The 16,653-nt window shown below is 68.9% G+C and carries 13 protein-coding genes; 1 reads left to right on the forward strand and 12 read right to left on the reverse strand.

Annotation, left to right across the window (positions count from 1 at the left end; genetic code table 11):
- Positions 1-6 precede the first annotated feature (6 nt).
- Genes FFS09_RS11435 through FFS09_RS11445 form a run of 3 tightly spaced genes read right to left on the reverse strand, consistent with a single transcriptional unit; the run spans position 7 to position 3,106 of the window.
- A complete protein-coding gene (locus FFS09_RS11435) occupies positions 7-1,104 on the reverse strand; it encodes a mandelate racemase/muconate lactonizing enzyme family protein (protein WP_137918999.1) in 1,098 nt (365 codons plus the stop codon).
- Positions 1,083-2,099 carry an amidohydrolase family protein gene (locus FFS09_RS11440; RefSeq protein ID WP_137919000.1) on the reverse strand — a complete coding sequence of 339 codons (1,017 nt, stop codon included), beginning with the start codon at positions 2,097-2,099 and terminating at the stop codon, positions 1,083-1,085. Before FFS09_RS11440 ends, FFS09_RS11435 begins: the two co-directional genes overlap by 22 nt.
- 17 nt (positions 2,100-2,116) lie before the next feature.
- Positions 2,117-3,106 (reverse strand): tripartite tricarboxylate transporter substrate binding protein, encoded by a 990-nt coding sequence (locus tag FFS09_RS11445; protein ID WP_171019982.1) that lies wholly within the window; start codon positions 3,104-3,106, stop codon positions 2,117-2,119.
- Between the two features lie 121 nt (positions 3,107-3,227).
- On the opposite strand from FFS09_RS11445, the gene FFS09_RS11450 reads away from it, so the two are divergent.
- The gene (locus FFS09_RS11450; RefSeq protein WP_171019983.1) at positions 3,228-4,100 is read left to right on the forward strand and encodes a LysR family transcriptional regulator; all 873 of its coding nucleotides are present in this window, start codon (positions 3,228-3,230) and stop codon (positions 4,098-4,100) included.
- Between the two features lie 21 nt (positions 4,101-4,121).
- Here FFS09_RS11450 and FFS09_RS11455 read toward each other — a convergent pair whose 3' ends face one another.
- From FFS09_RS11455 to acnA, 9 genes are all read right to left on the reverse strand, one after another.
- Positions 4,122-6,104, reverse strand: a complete 1,983-nt coding sequence (locus FFS09_RS11455) for an ABC transporter permease (protein WP_289509299.1) — start codon at positions 6,102-6,104, stop codon at positions 4,122-4,124.
- Positions 6,089-7,276 carry an efflux RND transporter periplasmic adaptor subunit gene (locus FFS09_RS11460; protein ID WP_137919003.1) on the reverse strand — a complete coding sequence of 396 codons (1,188 nt, stop codon included), beginning with the start codon at positions 7,274-7,276 and terminating at the stop codon, positions 6,089-6,091. Before FFS09_RS11460 ends, FFS09_RS11455 begins: the two co-directional genes overlap by 16 nt.
- A 16-nt stretch (positions 7,277-7,292) precedes the next feature.
- A complete protein-coding gene (locus tag FFS09_RS11465; RefSeq protein WP_252374332.1) occupies positions 7,293-7,643 on the reverse strand; it encodes a DUF3325 domain-containing protein in 351 nt (116 codons plus the stop codon).
- Between the two features lie 22 nt (positions 7,644-7,665).
- The gene (locus tag FFS09_RS11470) at positions 7,666-9,297 is read right to left on the reverse strand and encodes a PepSY-associated TM helix domain-containing protein (RefSeq protein WP_137919055.1); all 1,632 of its coding nucleotides are present in this window, start codon (positions 9,295-9,297) and stop codon (positions 7,666-7,668) included.
- A gap of 56 nt (positions 9,298-9,353) precedes the next feature.
- Positions 9,354-9,626 carry a hypothetical protein gene (locus tag FFS09_RS11475; protein ID WP_137919004.1) on the reverse strand — a complete coding sequence of 91 codons (273 nt, stop codon included), beginning with the start codon at positions 9,624-9,626 and terminating at the stop codon, positions 9,354-9,356.
- A 14-nt stretch (positions 9,627-9,640) separates the two neighbouring features.
- A complete protein-coding gene (locus tag FFS09_RS11480) occupies positions 9,641-11,974 on the reverse strand; it encodes a TonB-dependent siderophore receptor (protein WP_212745087.1) in 2,334 nt (777 codons plus the stop codon).
- Positions 11,975-12,101: 127 nt separating this feature from the next.
- On the reverse strand, positions 12,102-13,154 hold the full coding sequence (locus FFS09_RS11485; RefSeq protein WP_252374333.1) for a FecR family protein: 1,053 nt from the start codon (positions 13,152-13,154) through the stop codon (positions 12,102-12,104).
- Positions 13,155-13,255: 101 nt separating this feature from the next.
- Positions 13,256-13,768: a sigma-70 family RNA polymerase sigma factor gene (locus tag FFS09_RS11490; protein WP_137919006.1), complete on the reverse strand. Its 513-nt coding sequence runs from the start codon at positions 13,766-13,768 to the stop codon at positions 13,256-13,258.
- 125 nt (positions 13,769-13,893) lie between these two features.
- Positions 13,894-16,575, reverse strand: coding sequence for an aconitate hydratase AcnA (acnA, locus tag FFS09_RS11495; RefSeq protein ID WP_137919007.1), 2,682 nt, complete (start codon positions 16,573-16,575; stop codon positions 13,894-13,896).
- Positions 16,576-16,653: the final 78 nt, after the last annotated feature.

Below are 16,653 nucleotides of genomic sequence, written 5' to 3' on the forward strand. Positions count from 1 at the left end.
ACCGGGTCAGGCGCTGACGAAAGCACTGGCGAGCAGCTCGGGCTCCGGGTCCGCACCCAGCCCGGGACGGTCGTTGAGCTGAAAGCCACCGCGAACGAAGGGGATCGAATCGGCATAGGGAACGTGGCCGAGCGAGCAGAACAGCCGCTCCACCGCCACGGGCTGCGCCTGCGCGGCCAGCACATGCAAGGTGGCGAGGAAGCCCGGCCCGAAGAAGGCCGACTGCGGCGCCAGCTGCACGGGCGTTCCCGCGCACTGTTGCGACAGTTGCCAAAGTGCCGTGATGCCGCCGGCCTTGAGCGCGCTGGGCTGCAGATAGTCCACCAGCTGGCGGCGGGCCATCTCGGCGAGCTCGAAGCGGCTGCTGGCGTTCTCACCCGCCGCCAGCGGTATGCGCGTCGATTCGCGCAGGCGCGCGAGTGTGCTCAGATCTTCGGGCGGCCAGATCGGTTCTTCGATCCAGTGCAGGTCGAGCGGCTCGTACGCCGCCACTTCGCGCTGCACCTCGTCGGCGGTCCAGGCGCAATTGGTGTCGAGCATCAGTGGCACGTCCGCACCCATGACCTCGCGCGCCGCGGCCGTTGCCGCCACGCTGCGCTCGTGCAGCTTGACCTGCCCGTAGCCTGCTTCGAGGCTGTTGCCCACATTGCGCTTTACCCGATCGATGTCGCCGTAGTACTGCAGCAGAGAGGCGTAGGCCGGAATGAACGTGCGCCGCGCGCCGCCCAGCAGCGCGTACACCGGCAGGCCTTGCAACTTGCCGCGCAGATCCCACAGCGCAATGTCGACGCCGCTGATCGCGTGGGCCACGAGACCGGAGCGGCCCATGTTGTGCAGGCTGCGGTCGAGCGCGGCGACGATCTTCTCGTCTTGCGGGTCGAGGCCGAGCAAGAGCGGCTCGATGCGCGAGCGCACGAAGGACACCAGTGCCTCGGGGTCGGGCGCATACGCCTCGCCCCAGCCGATCAGGCCGTTGTCCAGCTCGATCCGGACCAGGCCGCTGTCGAGCGTGGTGCGCGGCTTGCCCGCGAACAGGGGCGGCGGCGCGCCGTGGTCGAAAGGCAGGCGCAGCTTGAGCGTGCTTACGCGACGGATTGAGGCCAAGGCGCCCTCCCTCGCGAAGAGACCTGCTCTTCGGCAGAGTCTGCGGCGAGCGCAAAGTCGTACAGCCGCTGCGGGTTGTCCACCAGAATTTGCTGGCGCTCCGCCACCGTGGTCCAGTTGGCGAAGATGTCCAGTTGCGCGCCGTCGTCCACCGGATGGAATGGCTCTTCGCCCACCAGCTCGCGAAGCCTGCCGGGCCAGGGCCCGGTGTGCGGCCAGTCGGTGCCCCACAGCATGTGCTCGGGGCAGGCGTCGATCAAGGCGCGCGCCAACCAGCGGCCATCGTGTCCGTCCGTGTGCTCGACGAGGCGGTAAGGCGCCGAGAGCTTCACCCACACCCGCCCTTCGGCCACGAGCGCGAGCAGCGCGTCCAGCCCGGGCTGCTGCGCGCCCAGCGCCGGGTCGGCCAGGCCGAAATGGTCCACCACCAGCGGCACGGGCAACTGGCGGATGGTGTCCTGCAGCGCGGCGATCACGGGCAGCGTGGTGTAGGTCTGCACATGCCCGTTCATGGTGGCCGCCTGGCCTGCGCAGGCGCGCATGCGCGCCGCAGCCAACGCCGGGTCGGTCTGCCCGTAGGACTGCAGATTCACCCGCAGCCCACGCACGCCGGCCGCGTGCAGCGAACCGAGCAAGGCGTTCGAGGCGTCGGGCGCCACCACGGCCACTGCACGCGCCTGGCGCCCCAGGCGGCGCAATTCAACCAGCGCGTCGACGACGCCGCTGTTGTCGGTGCCTTGCGGGCTGGCCTGGATGACGACGACGCGCTCGATGCCGATGCGATCGTGCATCGCCAGCAGATCTGCCACGCTCGCGATGCCAGGCGAGAAGGACCGATCCGCCGCCAGCGGATAGCGCTCTCTGGGGCCGAAGACATGCACGTGGCAATCGCAAGCACCCGCAGGCACTTCGAAGCCGGGCCGGCGGTGCCAGGCGCCCAGCACGGGAGCCGCGCCCGGTTGCGACGGGGCCGCCGCGAAAACATAGGGTTTCATGAATAAGGTGCGGTCGCTCACTCGGCCTTGATGTCCGCGTCCTGGATCAGCTTGCTCCACTTCGCGTATTCGGCTTTCATGAAGGTGTTGAACTGGGCTGGCGTGCTGTTGTCGGCGAGCACGAAGCCCTGCCCGCGCAGCTTGTCCTTCACCTCGGGCAGCGCGACGATGCGGCGCACTTCCATATTGAGTTTGTCGATCACGGCAGCCGGCGTTCCCGCTGGCGCGACGATGCCCAGCCAGGTGCCGATTTCAAAACCCGGCACGCCCGACTCGGCCACCGTCGGCAGGCCCTCGGCCACGTCGACCCGCGTCGCGCTGGTCACGGCGATGCCGCGCAGCCGGCCCGAACGCACATGCGGCATGGCGGCCGACGCGTTGGCGAACATCATGGGCAAACGGCCGGCAATGATCTCTGTCATGGACGCCTGTTCGCCGGGGAAGGGAATGCTCATCAGCCTGGTGCCCGTCATCGCGCCGAACAAGGCGCCGGCCATGTAGGGCGACGTGCCCACGCCGCCGTTCCCGTAGTCCAGAGCACCCGGTTTGGACTTGGCCAGCGCGATGATCTCGGGCACGGTGTTGGCCTGCAGCGCCGGACCGGCGACCAGCACCAGCGGCGCGTTGCCGAGCAGCACCACGCCGCTGAAATCCTTTTGCCCGTCGTAGGCCTTGCTCTTGTTGATCAGCGGCGAGACCGCGATGCCGGTCTGGCTGGTCAACAGCAGCGTATAGCCGTCGGGCGCCGACTTGGCCACATGCTCGGTGGCAATCATCGAGGCAGCGCCGTTGCGGTTCTCGACCACGAGCGACTGGCCCAGGTTCATGTGCTGCGACAGGATGCGGGCCACGTTGTCTGGCCCGCCGCCGGGTGGCGCGCCCACCACCAGGCGGATCGGCCGCGCCGGATAGCTGCCCTGCGCCAAGGCGCTCAGGCTGGTGGTGGCCAGCAGTCCCAGTGCCACAAAACCAGCGCCCATGAGGCGCAGGCCGAGTCGTGATGCCATCGCAATATCTCCTGATGTTGTAATGCGCCGAAAGCGCTTTCGCATGTCGCCGCCGCAGTGTCGACGCCGTTCGGCCCGTCGGTCAAATTGATCTTTCGCCTGATTCCATATGAAAAGCAGCATGAAGCAGCGCGAGATGCAGCTCCTTTGGGAAGTGCACCGCACGGGTTCGGTCACGCTCGCGGCCGAACACGTCGCCATGTCGCAGCCCGCGGCCAGCGCGCTCTTGCGCGATCTGGAAGAGCGCCTGGGGTTTGCCATCTTCCAGCGCGAGAAAAGGCGCCTGCGTTTCACCCTCAAGGGCGCAGCCTTGTTGCCCGACATCGCCAACGCACTCGCCGCGCTCGACAGCCTGAGCCGGCTCACCGATTCGCTGCGTGCAGACGCACCGCAGCGCCTGGTCATCGGCTGCGTGGCGTCGGCTGCGGCCACCTTGCTGCCGCCCGCCTTGCGCCGCTTGCGTGAATCGGTGCCGGGCATGGCGATATCGGTGCGCACCGCCATGTCGGTGGAGATCGAACGCCAGGTGAGCGAGTCGCGCATCGACTTTGGTCTGGTCGTGCGCGACCCTTCACCGCCCGGTCCCGGGCAGCTGCACGTGGCGGCGCTCTCGCTCTGCTGCGTGGTGCCGGCCGGTCACCGCCTGGCGCGCCGCAAGGCGCTCGACTTGACCGACATTCAGGGCCTGCCCTATGTGTCGCTGGGGCGGCAGTTCACCGTGGGTTCTGCCACGGTGCGTCTGCTGGAAGGCGCGGGGCTTTCGTACGCGCCGACGGTGGAGGTCATGCACTACTCGACCGCCTGCGCCTTCGTGCGCGACGGATGGGGCGTGGCCATTCTCGATTCGCTGAGCCGGCAGTACGCGCCCGACTTCGGCCTGGTGAGTGTGCCCATCCGACAGTCGCCGCAGATGGCGCTGGAACTGCTGTGGTCGCCGCTGAACAGCCGCAGTGCGATGGCGAATGACCTGGCGTTGTTCCTGTCGACGCCTTGACGGAAACGCCGCGCAGGCGCCTCACTCCCCCACCAGCGCCACCACCGGGTCCAGCCGCGCTGCCGAACGCGCCGGCATCCAGCCGAACACCACCCCCGTCACCACGGCAAAGGCGAACGCGCCCAGGATCGCGGCGATCGAGAACACCACCGCCACACCCGACAGCACGAGCGCCGTGCCAATGACCAGGCTGACGAGCACCCCCGCCACGCCGCCGAGCACCGTCATCAACGCCGACTCGGCCAGGAACTGCCGCTGGATGTCGGCCCTTCGCGCCCCCACCGCCATGCGAATGCCGATCTCGCGCGTGCGCTCGCGCACCGTCATGAGCATCACGTTCATCACGCCAATGCCACCCACCACCAGCGACACCGCAGCGACCAGGCCGAGCATCACCGAGAGGCTGCGGCGTGTGGCCGACTCCGCCTGCAGGCGTGCGGCGGCGTTGCCGATGGCGAAGTCCTCGCGCCCGCCGTGCCGCGCGGTCAACAGGCGGCGCACCGCCGCTTCGGCGGGCACCACGTCGGCCGGGGACGCGGCTTCGAGCACCACGTAGTCGGGTTGCGTCATGGCCTGGTACACGCGGGCGCGGCCGCTGCGGTAGGGGATGAAGACCATCTGGTCGTAGTCCTGGGCGCCCGAGTCGGCGCCGCGTTCGGCCATCACACCCACCACCTCGAATGGGGAGCTGCCGATGAGCAGTTGTTTGCCCAATGGGTGCGGGTCGTCCGCAAAGAAGTGTTCGCGCGCCTTGTGCCCCAGCACCACCAGGGGCGCCAGGTCGCGGTCTTCGGCCTCGCTGTAGTAGCGGCCCTGCGCCACCTTCCAATGGTGCACGGCCGGCATCTCCTGGTTCGCGGCGAACACGTAGACCTCGCGGTCGACGCTGCCGCGCCGCACCGTGACCTCGTTGCCGATCACGGGCATCACCCGGCGTATCGATGGCAGCTCGGCCACGGCCTCCAGGTCTTCCGGGGTCAGCTCGCCGCGCGGTCCACCGGTGGCGGGGGCGCTGCTGCCCATGTACATGATCGCGGTGCCCAGGGTGCCCATCTGCTCGATCACGCGCCGGCGCGCGCCCTCGCCCACCGCCAGCATCACGATGACCGACGCCACGCCAATGACGATGCCCAGCAGCGTGAGGCTGGTGCGCACGCGGCTCGCCCGCATGCCACGCCATGACGAGCGCAGGCTCTCGGTCAGGCCTGCGGTGTTGCTGGCGGTCCGGTGAAGGGCGGCCGGCCTCATGTGCGCGTGGTGCGGCGCGGCGATCGCGGTGTTCTCGTCCACCCCATTGCCCGAGTCGGCGACGACATGGCCATCGTGGATCTGGACCACACGCTGCGCCTGTGCCGCGACATCGCGGTCGTGCGTGATGAGGATCACCGTGTGCCCGGCGGCCGCCAGCTCGCGCAACAAGGCCAGCACCTCGGCGCCGCTCTTGCTGTCGAGCGCACCGGTGGGCTCATCCGCCAGGATGATGCGCCCGCCGTTCATGAGCGCCCGCGCGATGGACACACGTTGCTGCTGCCCACCCGAGAGCTGGTGCGGCCGGTAGTCCTGGCGCGCCTGCAGGCCCAGCCGTTCCAGCAATTGCAAGGCGCGTTCGGTGCGCTGCGCCGCGGGCATGCCGGCGTAGAGGGCGGGCATCTCGACGTTCTCGCGCACCGACTCGCGCGTGATGAGGTGGTAACCCTGGAACACGAAGCCGAAGGTGTCGCGGCGCAGCGCGGCGAGGCGGTCGGCATCGAAGCCGGCCACGTCCTCGCCCTCGAAAAGGTACGCGCCCGAGCTGGGCCGGTCCAGACACCCGAGCAGGTTCATCAAGGTGGACTTGCCCGAGCCCGACGCGCCCACCAACGCCACGAACTCGCCCGCTTCAATCTTGAGCGAGACGCCGTGCAGCACCTCCACCGCCGGCTGCGCGCCACCGCCGTAGTGCTTGCGCACGTGCCGCAGCTCGATCAGCGGCACCGCCTCCGGTGGCGTCACCACGTGAGCCACGCCGGCATGCCACCGAGGCGGGTTTCGCCGGTGATCAACCGCTCGCCCTCTTCCAGCCCCTCGACCACCTCGGCCAGGTGGCGGCTGCGCAGGCCGACGCGCAACGCGCGTGTTTCGGCGTGTCCATCGGCACGCAGCACGCGGGCGCGGTACCACCCGGGCCGGTCCTCGTCGGCCTGGATCGCGGACAGCGGCACGGCGATGGCGCGCGCCGCACGCCCGGCAATGAAAGCCACCTGCGCGGTCATGTTGGGCATGAGTTCGCCATCGGGGTTGGCCACGTCGAACAGCACGGTGTAGGTCACGGCCTTGGTGGCAGGCGCTGGTGCGGCGCCGCCGGTGGCCTGCGGGTCGCGCACCGGCGGCGCGGGCAGCACCTGGCGCACCGTGCCGGCCCATTGGCGTTCGTCGGCCTGCGCGCCCAGCGTGGTGAACGTGGCGGCCATGCCGGGCCGCACGCGGCGCACGTCGGCTTCGGACACCTCGGTCCAGACCGTCATCGTGCCCAGATCGGCCACGCGCAGCAGGCGCGGTGTCTGGTAGGTCGCGTTGAGCGTCTGGCCTTCGATCGCTTCGAGCGAGATCAGCGTGCCGGCCATGGGCGCGTAGATGCGCGTGTAGCCCAGGCGCGCTTCGTCGGCGCGCTGGTTGGCGCGGGTCTGCGCGATCTGCGCCTCGAGCTGCGCGATCTTTGCCACCGCCGAATCGAAACCGGCCTCGGCCACGTTCAGGTCTTCCTCACGCGTCGCGCCAATGGGTGCCAACGCGCGCTGCCGCGCCAGCTGGCGCGCCGCCAGCGTGTGCTGCGCGCGCTGGTCCGCGAGCTGGGCCTGCAGGCTGGCCAGCGCGGCGCGACCGGCATCGACCGTGGCCTGCTGCACGCTGGGATCGATCTCCACCAGCAACTGCCCACGGGTGACCGCATCGCCCACGCCCGCGTGCAGCCGCTTGATCTCGCCGGAGACCTGCGCGCCCACGTCGACATAGCGCAACGGGTGCAAGGTGCCAATGGCGGTGACCGTGACCTCCACGTCGCGGCGTGTCACCGGTTCGCTCGCATAGTCGATGCGCTCGCGCATGCCCCAGGCGAGCACGGCGACCAGCGCGGCCAGCAGCAACAAGCCGCCCACCGCGCGCAAGGCGAAGGGGCGCGAAATCCATCGACGTGTCATGTGTTCGTGAAACCCATCAGAAGATCGCGGCGACCAGCGCGATCAGGCCCCAGGCGGCGCCCGGAACGGCCACGGCTGCGGCCGTGCGTGGCCATGCGTGCCACAGGCCCGCCGTGAGCAGCGCACCCGCGCTGAGGCAGCCCAGCCACACGACCCAGCCCACGCCCGAGCCCCAGGCGAGCAGACTGGCCGACAGCGCCGCCACCAGCAACGCGGCACCGGCGATGCGCAGTTGCGCGCGCTGGCCTACCGAGGGCTCGCGCCCGCCAAAAACCTGCCCATGGTGGCGGTCCATGGCAAGGCACAGGGCCGCCATGCCGGCGTACGCGAGCACCACCCCGCAGAGCGTGCCGTACCGCGCGCTCACTGGACTACCCTCCGTGCTGCGCTCACGCCGCCTCCTCCACCGATGCGCGGCGTGCGCGCGTCGCGCCACGCGAGGGCGAGGTGCAGCGGCGGTGGCAGACGCACGCGGCACAGGCCGCCAGCGCACCGAAGGCCAGCGCGATCAGTTCGACACCCGCGCTCTCCCCGTCACCGCGCACCAGTTGCGCCAGCACCTGGTCACCCGTCGCCAGCAGGTTGAGCACCGGCAACAGCAGGCACAGCGCGGCGAGTGCGCCAAGCTGCTCGACCCACGCGCGCGCCGGTGCGCGCCACAACGCGTGCACCAGCGACAGCATCCACACCGCGAAGAACACGCGGATCTCCCAGCCGGCGCGCGCCTCGATCGACAGCGGCACGAGGCGGTTGGCCCAAAGGTACGCCGCGCAGGCCAGGGCCAGCCCGGCGATGGCCGCGATGTTGAGCCCTTCGATGGCGCGGTAGACCTGCGGTGTGCGCGCGCCGAATTCGCCCAGCGACCGGGTGCGGCGCTTGACCATGAACAGCACCGCGCCCGTGCCCATCATCGCGGTGCCGGCCAGCCCACAGAGAAAGAAAAACCACTTGACCACCCAACCGCCCATGCCCGCCATGTGCAGGTTGCCCATCACCTCGCTGAGGAAGCTCGGTCCGCCGTCTTGCGCGCCCCCCGGGTGGCGCACACGCAGCACCTCGCCGGACGGCAGGAACTCGACCATGCCGCTGGCGGCGGACATGCGGCGTTCCAGGTCCTTCGCGTCGTTCCAGCCGTAGACACCGATGCGCATGCCGGCGTCGCCCGGGTGGTCGACCACCACGGCGCGCACGGGCTGGCCCATCAAGGCTTCGGCGCGTGCGGCGAAGGGCTCGAGGTTGGGCACCGCCATTGGCGTGCCGGTGCGCGCGTGGGGTTGCGCGGACTGCAGGTCGGCGATGTAGCGCACGCGGTCTGGTTCGCTGGCGCCGTAGTGCGCCATGACCCCGGCCGGCAGGTAGTTCGTGGCGGTGAAGACGATGCCGGTGTAGGCGATCATGAACTGGAACGGCAGGCTGAGCACCGCCACCGCGTTGTGCGCGTCCAGCCAGCTGCGCTGGCCCTTGCCGGTTCGGAAGGTGAAGAAGTCCTTGAAGATGCGGCGGTGCGTGATGACACCGGAGACCAGGGCCACCAGCATGGTCATGGCCGCGATCGCCACCACCCACAAACCCAGCGTGCCACCGTGCAGGTTGTAGTGGAACTCCACAAAATGCTGCCCGCCGGTGGTGCCGCGCACGGGTATCTCGCGCGGTGGCGGTGGCACTTCGGCGCCCGTGGCCGGCTCCAGAACCGCCTGCACGTACAGCCGCTTCTCGTCGAACCAGTAGGCCGAGAGCCGCCCCTCGCCCGTCGCGTCCGACGGCCAGATTTCCCACATGTCCCGCGTCGGGTGGTGCTCGGCCATGAAGGCCACCGCACGGGCCAGCCGCTCGCCGCGCGGGATGGCCGGGGATGTCGGCGCGCGCGCGGCTTCCTCGGCCTCGCGCTCTTCCTCCGCGTGGTGCTCGGGCGTCATCCAGTGGGTGATCGGCTCCGCGAACACGGCGAGCGTGCCGGTGAGGAACACCGCGAACAGCAACCACGAGAACCAGAGCCCGCACCAGGTGTGCAGCCAGGCCATGGACTTGCGCAAGCCCTGGCGCTCGACCTCCGCCTCAACGGCGCGCACACGCCGGCTCACGGGAGCACCTTTGCCAGCAACAGGCCGACGCCAGCCAGCAGCGTGGCCGGCAGCAAAAGCCCCACGGCCACACGGCGCAGGTCGGGCTGCGCGAAGCACCACAACGCGGCCACCACGTGCACGACGAAGCCGAGCAGCGTGGCCGCCAACACCGCCTGTGCGCGCGGCAGCGGCAGCAAGGGCGGTAAGGCTATCGCGACCGCGCACGCGAGCGCGTAGCCGCCGAACACGGCGAGCGCCACGCGCAAGGCGATTCGAACCTGTGGCATCGTCAAGGCCGCCATCAGAACGCGATGCGCGCCGCCAGGCTCAAGGTGCGCGGAGCGCCGGGCATGATGTAGTTGTCGCCGTTGTAGACCCAATACTGGCGGTCGGCGAGGTTCTGCACAGCGGCCGTGAAGGTCACGTCACGACCACCCATGCGCGTGGTGTAGCTTGCGCCCGCGTCGAGCACGGTGTAGCCCGGCAGCTTGTAAGAGTTGGCGGTGTTCATCATCGACGAGCCGACGTACTTGCCACCCAGCGACAGGCCCAGGCCCGGCACGGCGGCCACGCGCCATTCGGCGCGCAAGGCGACTTGCGAGTGCGGCGTGCCGGTGGTGCGCTTGCCTTGCAGACCCGCCGCGTTCCTGACGTAGGTCGAGTCCATCAGCATCACGCCACCCAGCAGCGTCAGCGTGGGCGTCACGCGCAGCCGGCCGTTGAGGTCCAGTCCCTGGTAGCGCACGTTGCCGTCCTGCACGTAGAAGTTGGCCGCGTTGGTGTATTCGGCCGTCTGCTCGATCTGGAACAGCGCCGCCGAGGCGCTCCATTTGGGCCGGTCGATTTTGTAGCCCACTTCGATCTGGCGGCTCTTCACCGGGCCCATCACCTCGTTGGCGTTGTTGGCCGAGAGAGGCGCCGTGCCGCCACGCTCCAGCGACTCGACGGCGCTGGTGTAGAGCGTCGAATCCGCCGTGGGCTTGAACAACAGCGCGAGCGTGGGCGTGATCGGGTCGCGCTTGTACGTGTTGGTGGTCGCGCCGCTCTGGTTGAGGCCGATCTGGTCGAACCGGGTGTAGCGCGCACCGGCGATGAGCGACCAGCGATCGGAGAACGCCATGGTGTCGCTCGCGAACAGCGCGTTCTGCTCGATCACGCCCGACTTGAACAGTGGATGGCCCGCCGCGCTGCCGCTGATCCCCAGTGTGGAGTTCGTGTAGATGTTGCCCGAGCCGATGAAGCCCGCGTAGCTCGAAGCCCGATCGGACATCGTGGTGATCTTCTGGCTCGACGCACCGAAGACCATCTGGTGGCCGATGTTGCCCGTGCGCGCACGGCCTTCGACAAGCGCCTGCAGCGCGTCGACGTGTTGCTCGAAGCGGTAGTCGGCGCGGTCGGCGTCGTAGTCGCCGTTCAGGTTGTTGAGGTAGAGCGTGCTGTAGTTGTAGTCGATGCCGCGGCGCGTGGTGCGGTAGGCGAAGCTGGCGTTCCAGTCCGGCGCGATGCGCCACTTCAGACCAGCCGTGGAGATGCGGTCCACGGTGTTGTAGTAGCTGCCGGTGGGCTGGGTGGACAGCGTGGGGTCCACGGGTTTCGGAATCGCCTGCAGCGCGTTGACGTCGACGCCCCAGAAGTTGTTGCCGGTCGACAGACGCTTGGTGTAGACGGTGTCGAAGGTCGCGGTGATGTCGCTGGTCAGGCGCGCGTCGAGCGCGAGCGAAGCGGTGGTGCGGTCGATGCCGCCACCGTTGACGTAGGTGTCGCCCTTTTCGTGCGCCAGGTTGAAGCGATAGCCAAAGCGTTTCTCTTCGCCGGCGCGGCCGCCGATGTCGACCGTCTTGGTCCAGAGCGAATCGGACTTGTAGCCCAGGCCCACCGTGGCGAGAAACTCGTCGGTGGGCCGCTTGAGCACGTAGTTGGCGATGCCACCGGGCGAACCGAAGCCGTGCATGAAGCCGCTCAGGCCCTTGAGCAGGTCCACGCGCTCGTAGGGTTCGAGCGGCATGTTGGCGCCCCAGGTGGCGACGGGCAGGCCGTCGATCTTGTAGGCATTGTTCGTGTCCAGGTTGAGGCCGCGCACGCTGAACGAAGCGCTCTGGCTGTATTCGCCACCGGTGAGCTGCGTCGACGCGTCGTAGCGGAACACCTGTTCGGTCGTGGTCACCAGGCGCTCTTCGATTTCTTCGCTGCCGACCGAGGTCACGGAGAACGGCGTGTCCAGCGCGCTGCGGCTGCCGAGCGCGCCCGTGGAGACCCGACGCTTGAGGCTCGTGGCCTCGTTCGTGCTCTGGGCCGTCACGGTCACCGGCGCAAGCGTCGCGTCGCCTTCGTTCGCGGCCGGCGGCACGCGGCGAACCACGACGTCGCTGCCAGCGATGTCGGCGCGCAAGCCGCTGCCCGCGAGCACACGGTCGAAGGCCTGGCGAACGGTGAGGCCGCCCGAGACCGCCGGTGCGTTCTTGCCCTCGACCAGCTTCGCATCGAGCATCAACTGCAGGCGCGCCTGGCGCGCCAGGTCGTTGAGCGCGTTGCCCAGCGGCTGCGCGGGGATGGCCACCGCGATGGTGGGTGCGCCGGTCTGGGCACCCGCCGGGCTGGCCAGACTCAGAAAGGCCGCCGCGAGTGCGAGCGTCAAAGGGGCGGGATGAAAACGATGGTGCGACATGCGGGAAGACTCCACTGCTGAACAGACCTGGAAAAAAGGGTTCTGCAGTGAAGACGCACGTCGCGCCCGCGTGTTGAGGTGCTCCCGAAAAATTCTTTCAGCGGCCCGCGGCCACGATGTCGGTGAACGCGCCGTTCTTGCGCAGCGCCACCGGCAGCACCTGGGGCAACACACGTTCGAAGGCATCGAGGTGTCGAAGGTCGAAGCTGCCGCTGATGTAAAGGCCGGCCACCTGCGGATCGCGGATGCGCAGTCGCCCTTCGCGGTAGCGGTCGAGCTCGGCGAGGGCTTGTGCCAGGGTGACCTTGTCGAAGGTCACGCGGCCATCGCGCCACGGGGCCGCCGGCCCGCCCGACGGCACCACCGGACCCACGCCCTCGTCTCCCGCCACCACCGAGTCCCCGGCCAACAGATGGCGCGCGGACGTCGCCGCCGCCGGATCGGCATCGGGGTGGGCGTTCAACGGCGCGACCCGCACCTTGCCTTCATCCACCGCGACACTCACGCCGTTCTCGTGCAAACCGGAGCGGGTGTAGCGCACCGAAAAGCGCGTGCCCAGCACCGTCACACGCACCGGACCGGCGAGCACGTCGAAGGGTTTACCTGCATCGTGTTGCACCGCGAACATCGCCTGGCCTTCGGGCAGTTGCACTTCGCGCCGGTCCCGGTGGAACGTGACCCGTGCCTGCGTGGCCGTGTCCAGCCACAGTGTGCTGCCATCGGGCAGGCGCACGGTTTTCTGTTCGCCGCGCAGCGTGGCGAACGTTCTGTCGAACGTGGGCGCCTTGCGCCATTCGCCCACACCCCACCAGCCGGCACCCACCACGGCAAAGGCCAGCGCGGCGGTCGCCAGTTGCGGAACGATCGGACCCAGCGACAGCGCCGACCAGCCACGGCGCAAGCGCGCACGCCAGCCACGCGCCACCGAGGGCGCCACGGCCGGCACCGCTTGCGCGCTCGGCGCCAGGGCACCGAGGTCGTTCCAGAGCGACAACAAGCGCTCGTAGGTGGGCGCATGCGATGCATCGGCGGCCAGCCAGACCTGGAACTGCGCCTCTTCTTCTGCGGTCAGCCCGTCCACGCGGCGCACCATCCAGTCGGCGGCTTCGTCGTCTGGCGATAGGGGCGGTGGAGGGTGCTGGGGAATCATCGAAATGAAGGTGCGTTCACAGGTAGACGCACGAGGAGCCGGGAAGTGGAGGTCGAGGGTGTGCGGATGAATATACCGCCGGCCCGCCAGGCACAGACGCGTCAGTCGGCGGCGCGCACGGCGGGCGTGCCACGCAGACGTTCGTCGCAGGCCTTGCAGGCCAGAAGCGCACGCACCACATGCTGCGCCACCATGTTGCGCGAAATGCCCATGCGGTCCGCCACCTCCTGGTGCGACAGACCCTCGAAGCGGTTCAGCACGAAGGCCTCGCGGCAGCGCGGCGGCAAGGCGTCGATCACGGCGAGCATGTGGCGGGCGCACTCGTGCCCCTCGGCGGCCGTGTCGGGTTGCCAGTCGGCCCGGGCCTGGGGTTGGTCCGATTCCGCCAGCGCGTCGAGGCTGTCGTGGTCGCGCACCCGCTGCCGCCGGGCCTGGTCGAGCATCAGATTGCGGGCGACCTTGTAGAGCAAAGCGCGCGGCTCCTCGACCACCTGCGAACGCGCCAGCACCACGAAGCGGGCGTAGGCCTCCTGCACGACGTCCTTCGCCGCGTCGCGGTCGTGCAGCGTGTGCGCGCAGAAGTTGATGAGCTCTCGGTAGTAACGGACGGCCACGGCGTGAAAAGGGCAAGGCGCCGCTCGGGGCGAGGGCACTCAGAGAACCTTCTAAATGAAAACCATTCTCATTCTAATGGCTCGCACCCTGCCCCAACGCACCCCTCTTGCTCGAACCAGCTCCGCTACACCAGTTGCTCCAACACATAGGGCAACAAGCCCCCGCGCCGCGCGTATTCGATTTCCAGCGGCGTATCGAGCCGAAGCACGAGTGGCACCGAGCGCTGCGTGCCGTCCACGCGCGTGATGCTCAGCGTGAGCCGCTCTCCGGGCGACACGCCGTCGCGCAATCCGACGATGGCGAATGTTTCGGTGCCGTCGAGTTCCAGCGACGCCACCGAGGTGTCCGCCGGCAGCTGGCAAGGCAGCACACCCATGCCCGCCAGGTTGCTGCGGTGGATGCGCTCGAAACTGGCGGCCACCACCGCGCGCACGCCGAGCAGGCGCGTGGCTTTGGCGGCCCAGTCGCGCGCGCTGCCGGTGCCGTATTCCTCGCCCGCGATCGCGATCACCGGCGTGCCGCTCTGCCGGTAGCGCTCGGATGCTTCGAAGATCGACACACGCTCGCCACCCGGTTGCAGGCGCGTCCAGGGCCCCTCCTCGCCCCCGACCATCCGGTTGCGCAGGTGGATGTTGCCGAAGCCGCCACGCGTCATGACATCGTGGTTCATCCGGCGCGCGCCGAAGCTGCTGAAACCCGATGGCGAAACGCCCAGCGCCTGGAGGTAGCGACCCGCATCGCTCTGGGCCGAGATGGTGGCGATGGGACTGATGTGGTCGGTGGTCACCGAGTCACCGAGGATGGCGAGCGCACGCGCGCCCACCACATCGACCAGCGACGACCTCAGCAGGCGCGCGTCCTTGAGGAACGGCGGCTCCTGGATGAAGGTCGACGCCCCGTTCCACGCGTACAGCTCGCCCGCGGGCGTGGGCAATGCGTCCCACATGGCATTGCCCTTGCCGAGCTGGTCGATGTACACGGACCGGTAGAAATCGGGCCGCGCGGCGCGCGCCACAGCGTCCGCCACGGCCTGCGGCGTTGGCCAGATGTCGGCCAGAAAAACCGGCGCTCCGGACGCGTCCACACCCAGCGGCTCGGTTGCGAAGTCGATGTCCACACTGCCGGCCAGCGCATACGCCACCACCAGCGGTGGGCTGGCAAGATACGTCGCCCGCAACGACGGATGTACGCGCGCTTCGAAATTGCGGTTGCCCGACAGCACGGCGCACGCAATGACATCCGAATGCTGCATCGCCGCCTCGGCATCGGCGAGCAGAGGCCCCGCGTTGCCGATGCACGTGGTGCAGCCATAGGCCACGACGCCGAAACCCAAGGTGTTCAGCGACGCTTGCAGGCCTGCGGCTTCGAGATAGCGGCTGACCACCCGCGAGCCCGGTGCCATCGAGGTCTTGACCCAGGACTTGCTGGCGAGTCCACGTTCCACCGCAGCGTGCGCGAGCAGGCCCGCGGCGAGCATCACGGAGGGGTTGGAGGTGTTGGTGCACGAGGTGATGGCCGCGATCAGCACGTCGCCGTCGCGCGCCTGGTACGGCGCCTGCACGCCGTCGCGTGCGCGGAAATCCGCTTCGGGGCGGGCATACCCACCGTCCTCGACAGAGGCACCCACCACGCCGCGAAAATTCGCCTTCATCCGGGAGAGCGGCACCAGGTCCTGCGGACGCTTCGGCCCGGCGACGGCCGCGACCACGTCGGCCAGATCGATCCGCATGCGCCGCGAGTACCGGACCTCCGCTTGCGATGCGCCCCCCATGCAGTGTTGCAGTTCGAGGTACTGCTCCAGCTCGCGCACCTCCGCAGGATCCCGGCCGGTTTCGATCAGATAGCGCGCGCTTTGCGCATCAAACGGAAAAAACGCGAGGGTCGCACCGTATTCGGGCGCCATGTTGGCGACGGTGGCGCGATCGGGCACCGAGAGGCGCGCCACGCCGTCGCCGACGAATTCCAGGAACTGGCCCACCACCTTGGCCTTGCGCAACAGCTGTGTGACGTGCAGGACGAGGTCGGTGCTGGTCACGCCGGGCGACAAGCTCCCGTGCAGCTCGACAGCCACCACGTCCGGCGTGACGAAGGACACCGGCTGCCCCAGCAGCGCGGCTTGGGCTTCAATGCCACCCACACCCCACCCCACCACACCGAGTCCGGCCACCATGCAGGTGTGTGAATCGGTGCCGACGAGTGTGTCCAGAAAGACGTCCTCGCCGTCGCGCATCAGACCTCTGGCGAGAAACTCAAGGTTCACCTGGTGCAGGATGCCAAAGCCCGAAGGAATCAGGCGCACGCCTTCGAACGCCTGCATGGCCCATTTGACAAACAGAAACCGCTCTTCGTTGCGCGCCATTTCCAGCTGGGCATTGCGCAACGGCGCATCGGGCGTGCCGTGAAAGTCAATGTCGATGGCGTGGTCGATCACCATGTCCACCGGCACGCGCGGACGCACCATGGAGACAGGCCGCCCCTGGCGGGCCGCGGCGCTGCGCAGGGCGGCCAGATCGCAGAGCGCCGGAATGCCAGCGACATCCTGCAGCACGATGCGGCTGACGACAAACGGGATCTCGGTCGTGCGCGCGCCGTTGGGCGCCCATGCCGCGAGGGCGCGCACATGCTCTTCACTGACGCGTGCGCCGTCGCAGTGGCGCAGCAACGATTCGAGCACGATGCGCAGGCACACCGGCAGTTGCCTCAGTTGGGGAAAGCCTTGTTCCTGCAAGGCATCCAGCGAGTGGTAGCGGCGAGGCTCTCCAGAGCGGCTGTGGAAGGGTCGAATGCAGCGTTCTCTCAATGACATGTTCCATCGACCTTCGCGTCGGCATCTGCGACGTTTTGCATGCGGGCTCCGGAGCGAGCCCCGTGGCCCCTCGTGGCC

This window comes from Hydrogenophaga sp. 2FB (genome assembly GCF_005503365.1).
Classification (GTDB): domain Bacteria; phylum Pseudomonadota; class Gammaproteobacteria; order Burkholderiales; family Burkholderiaceae_C; genus Hydrogenophaga.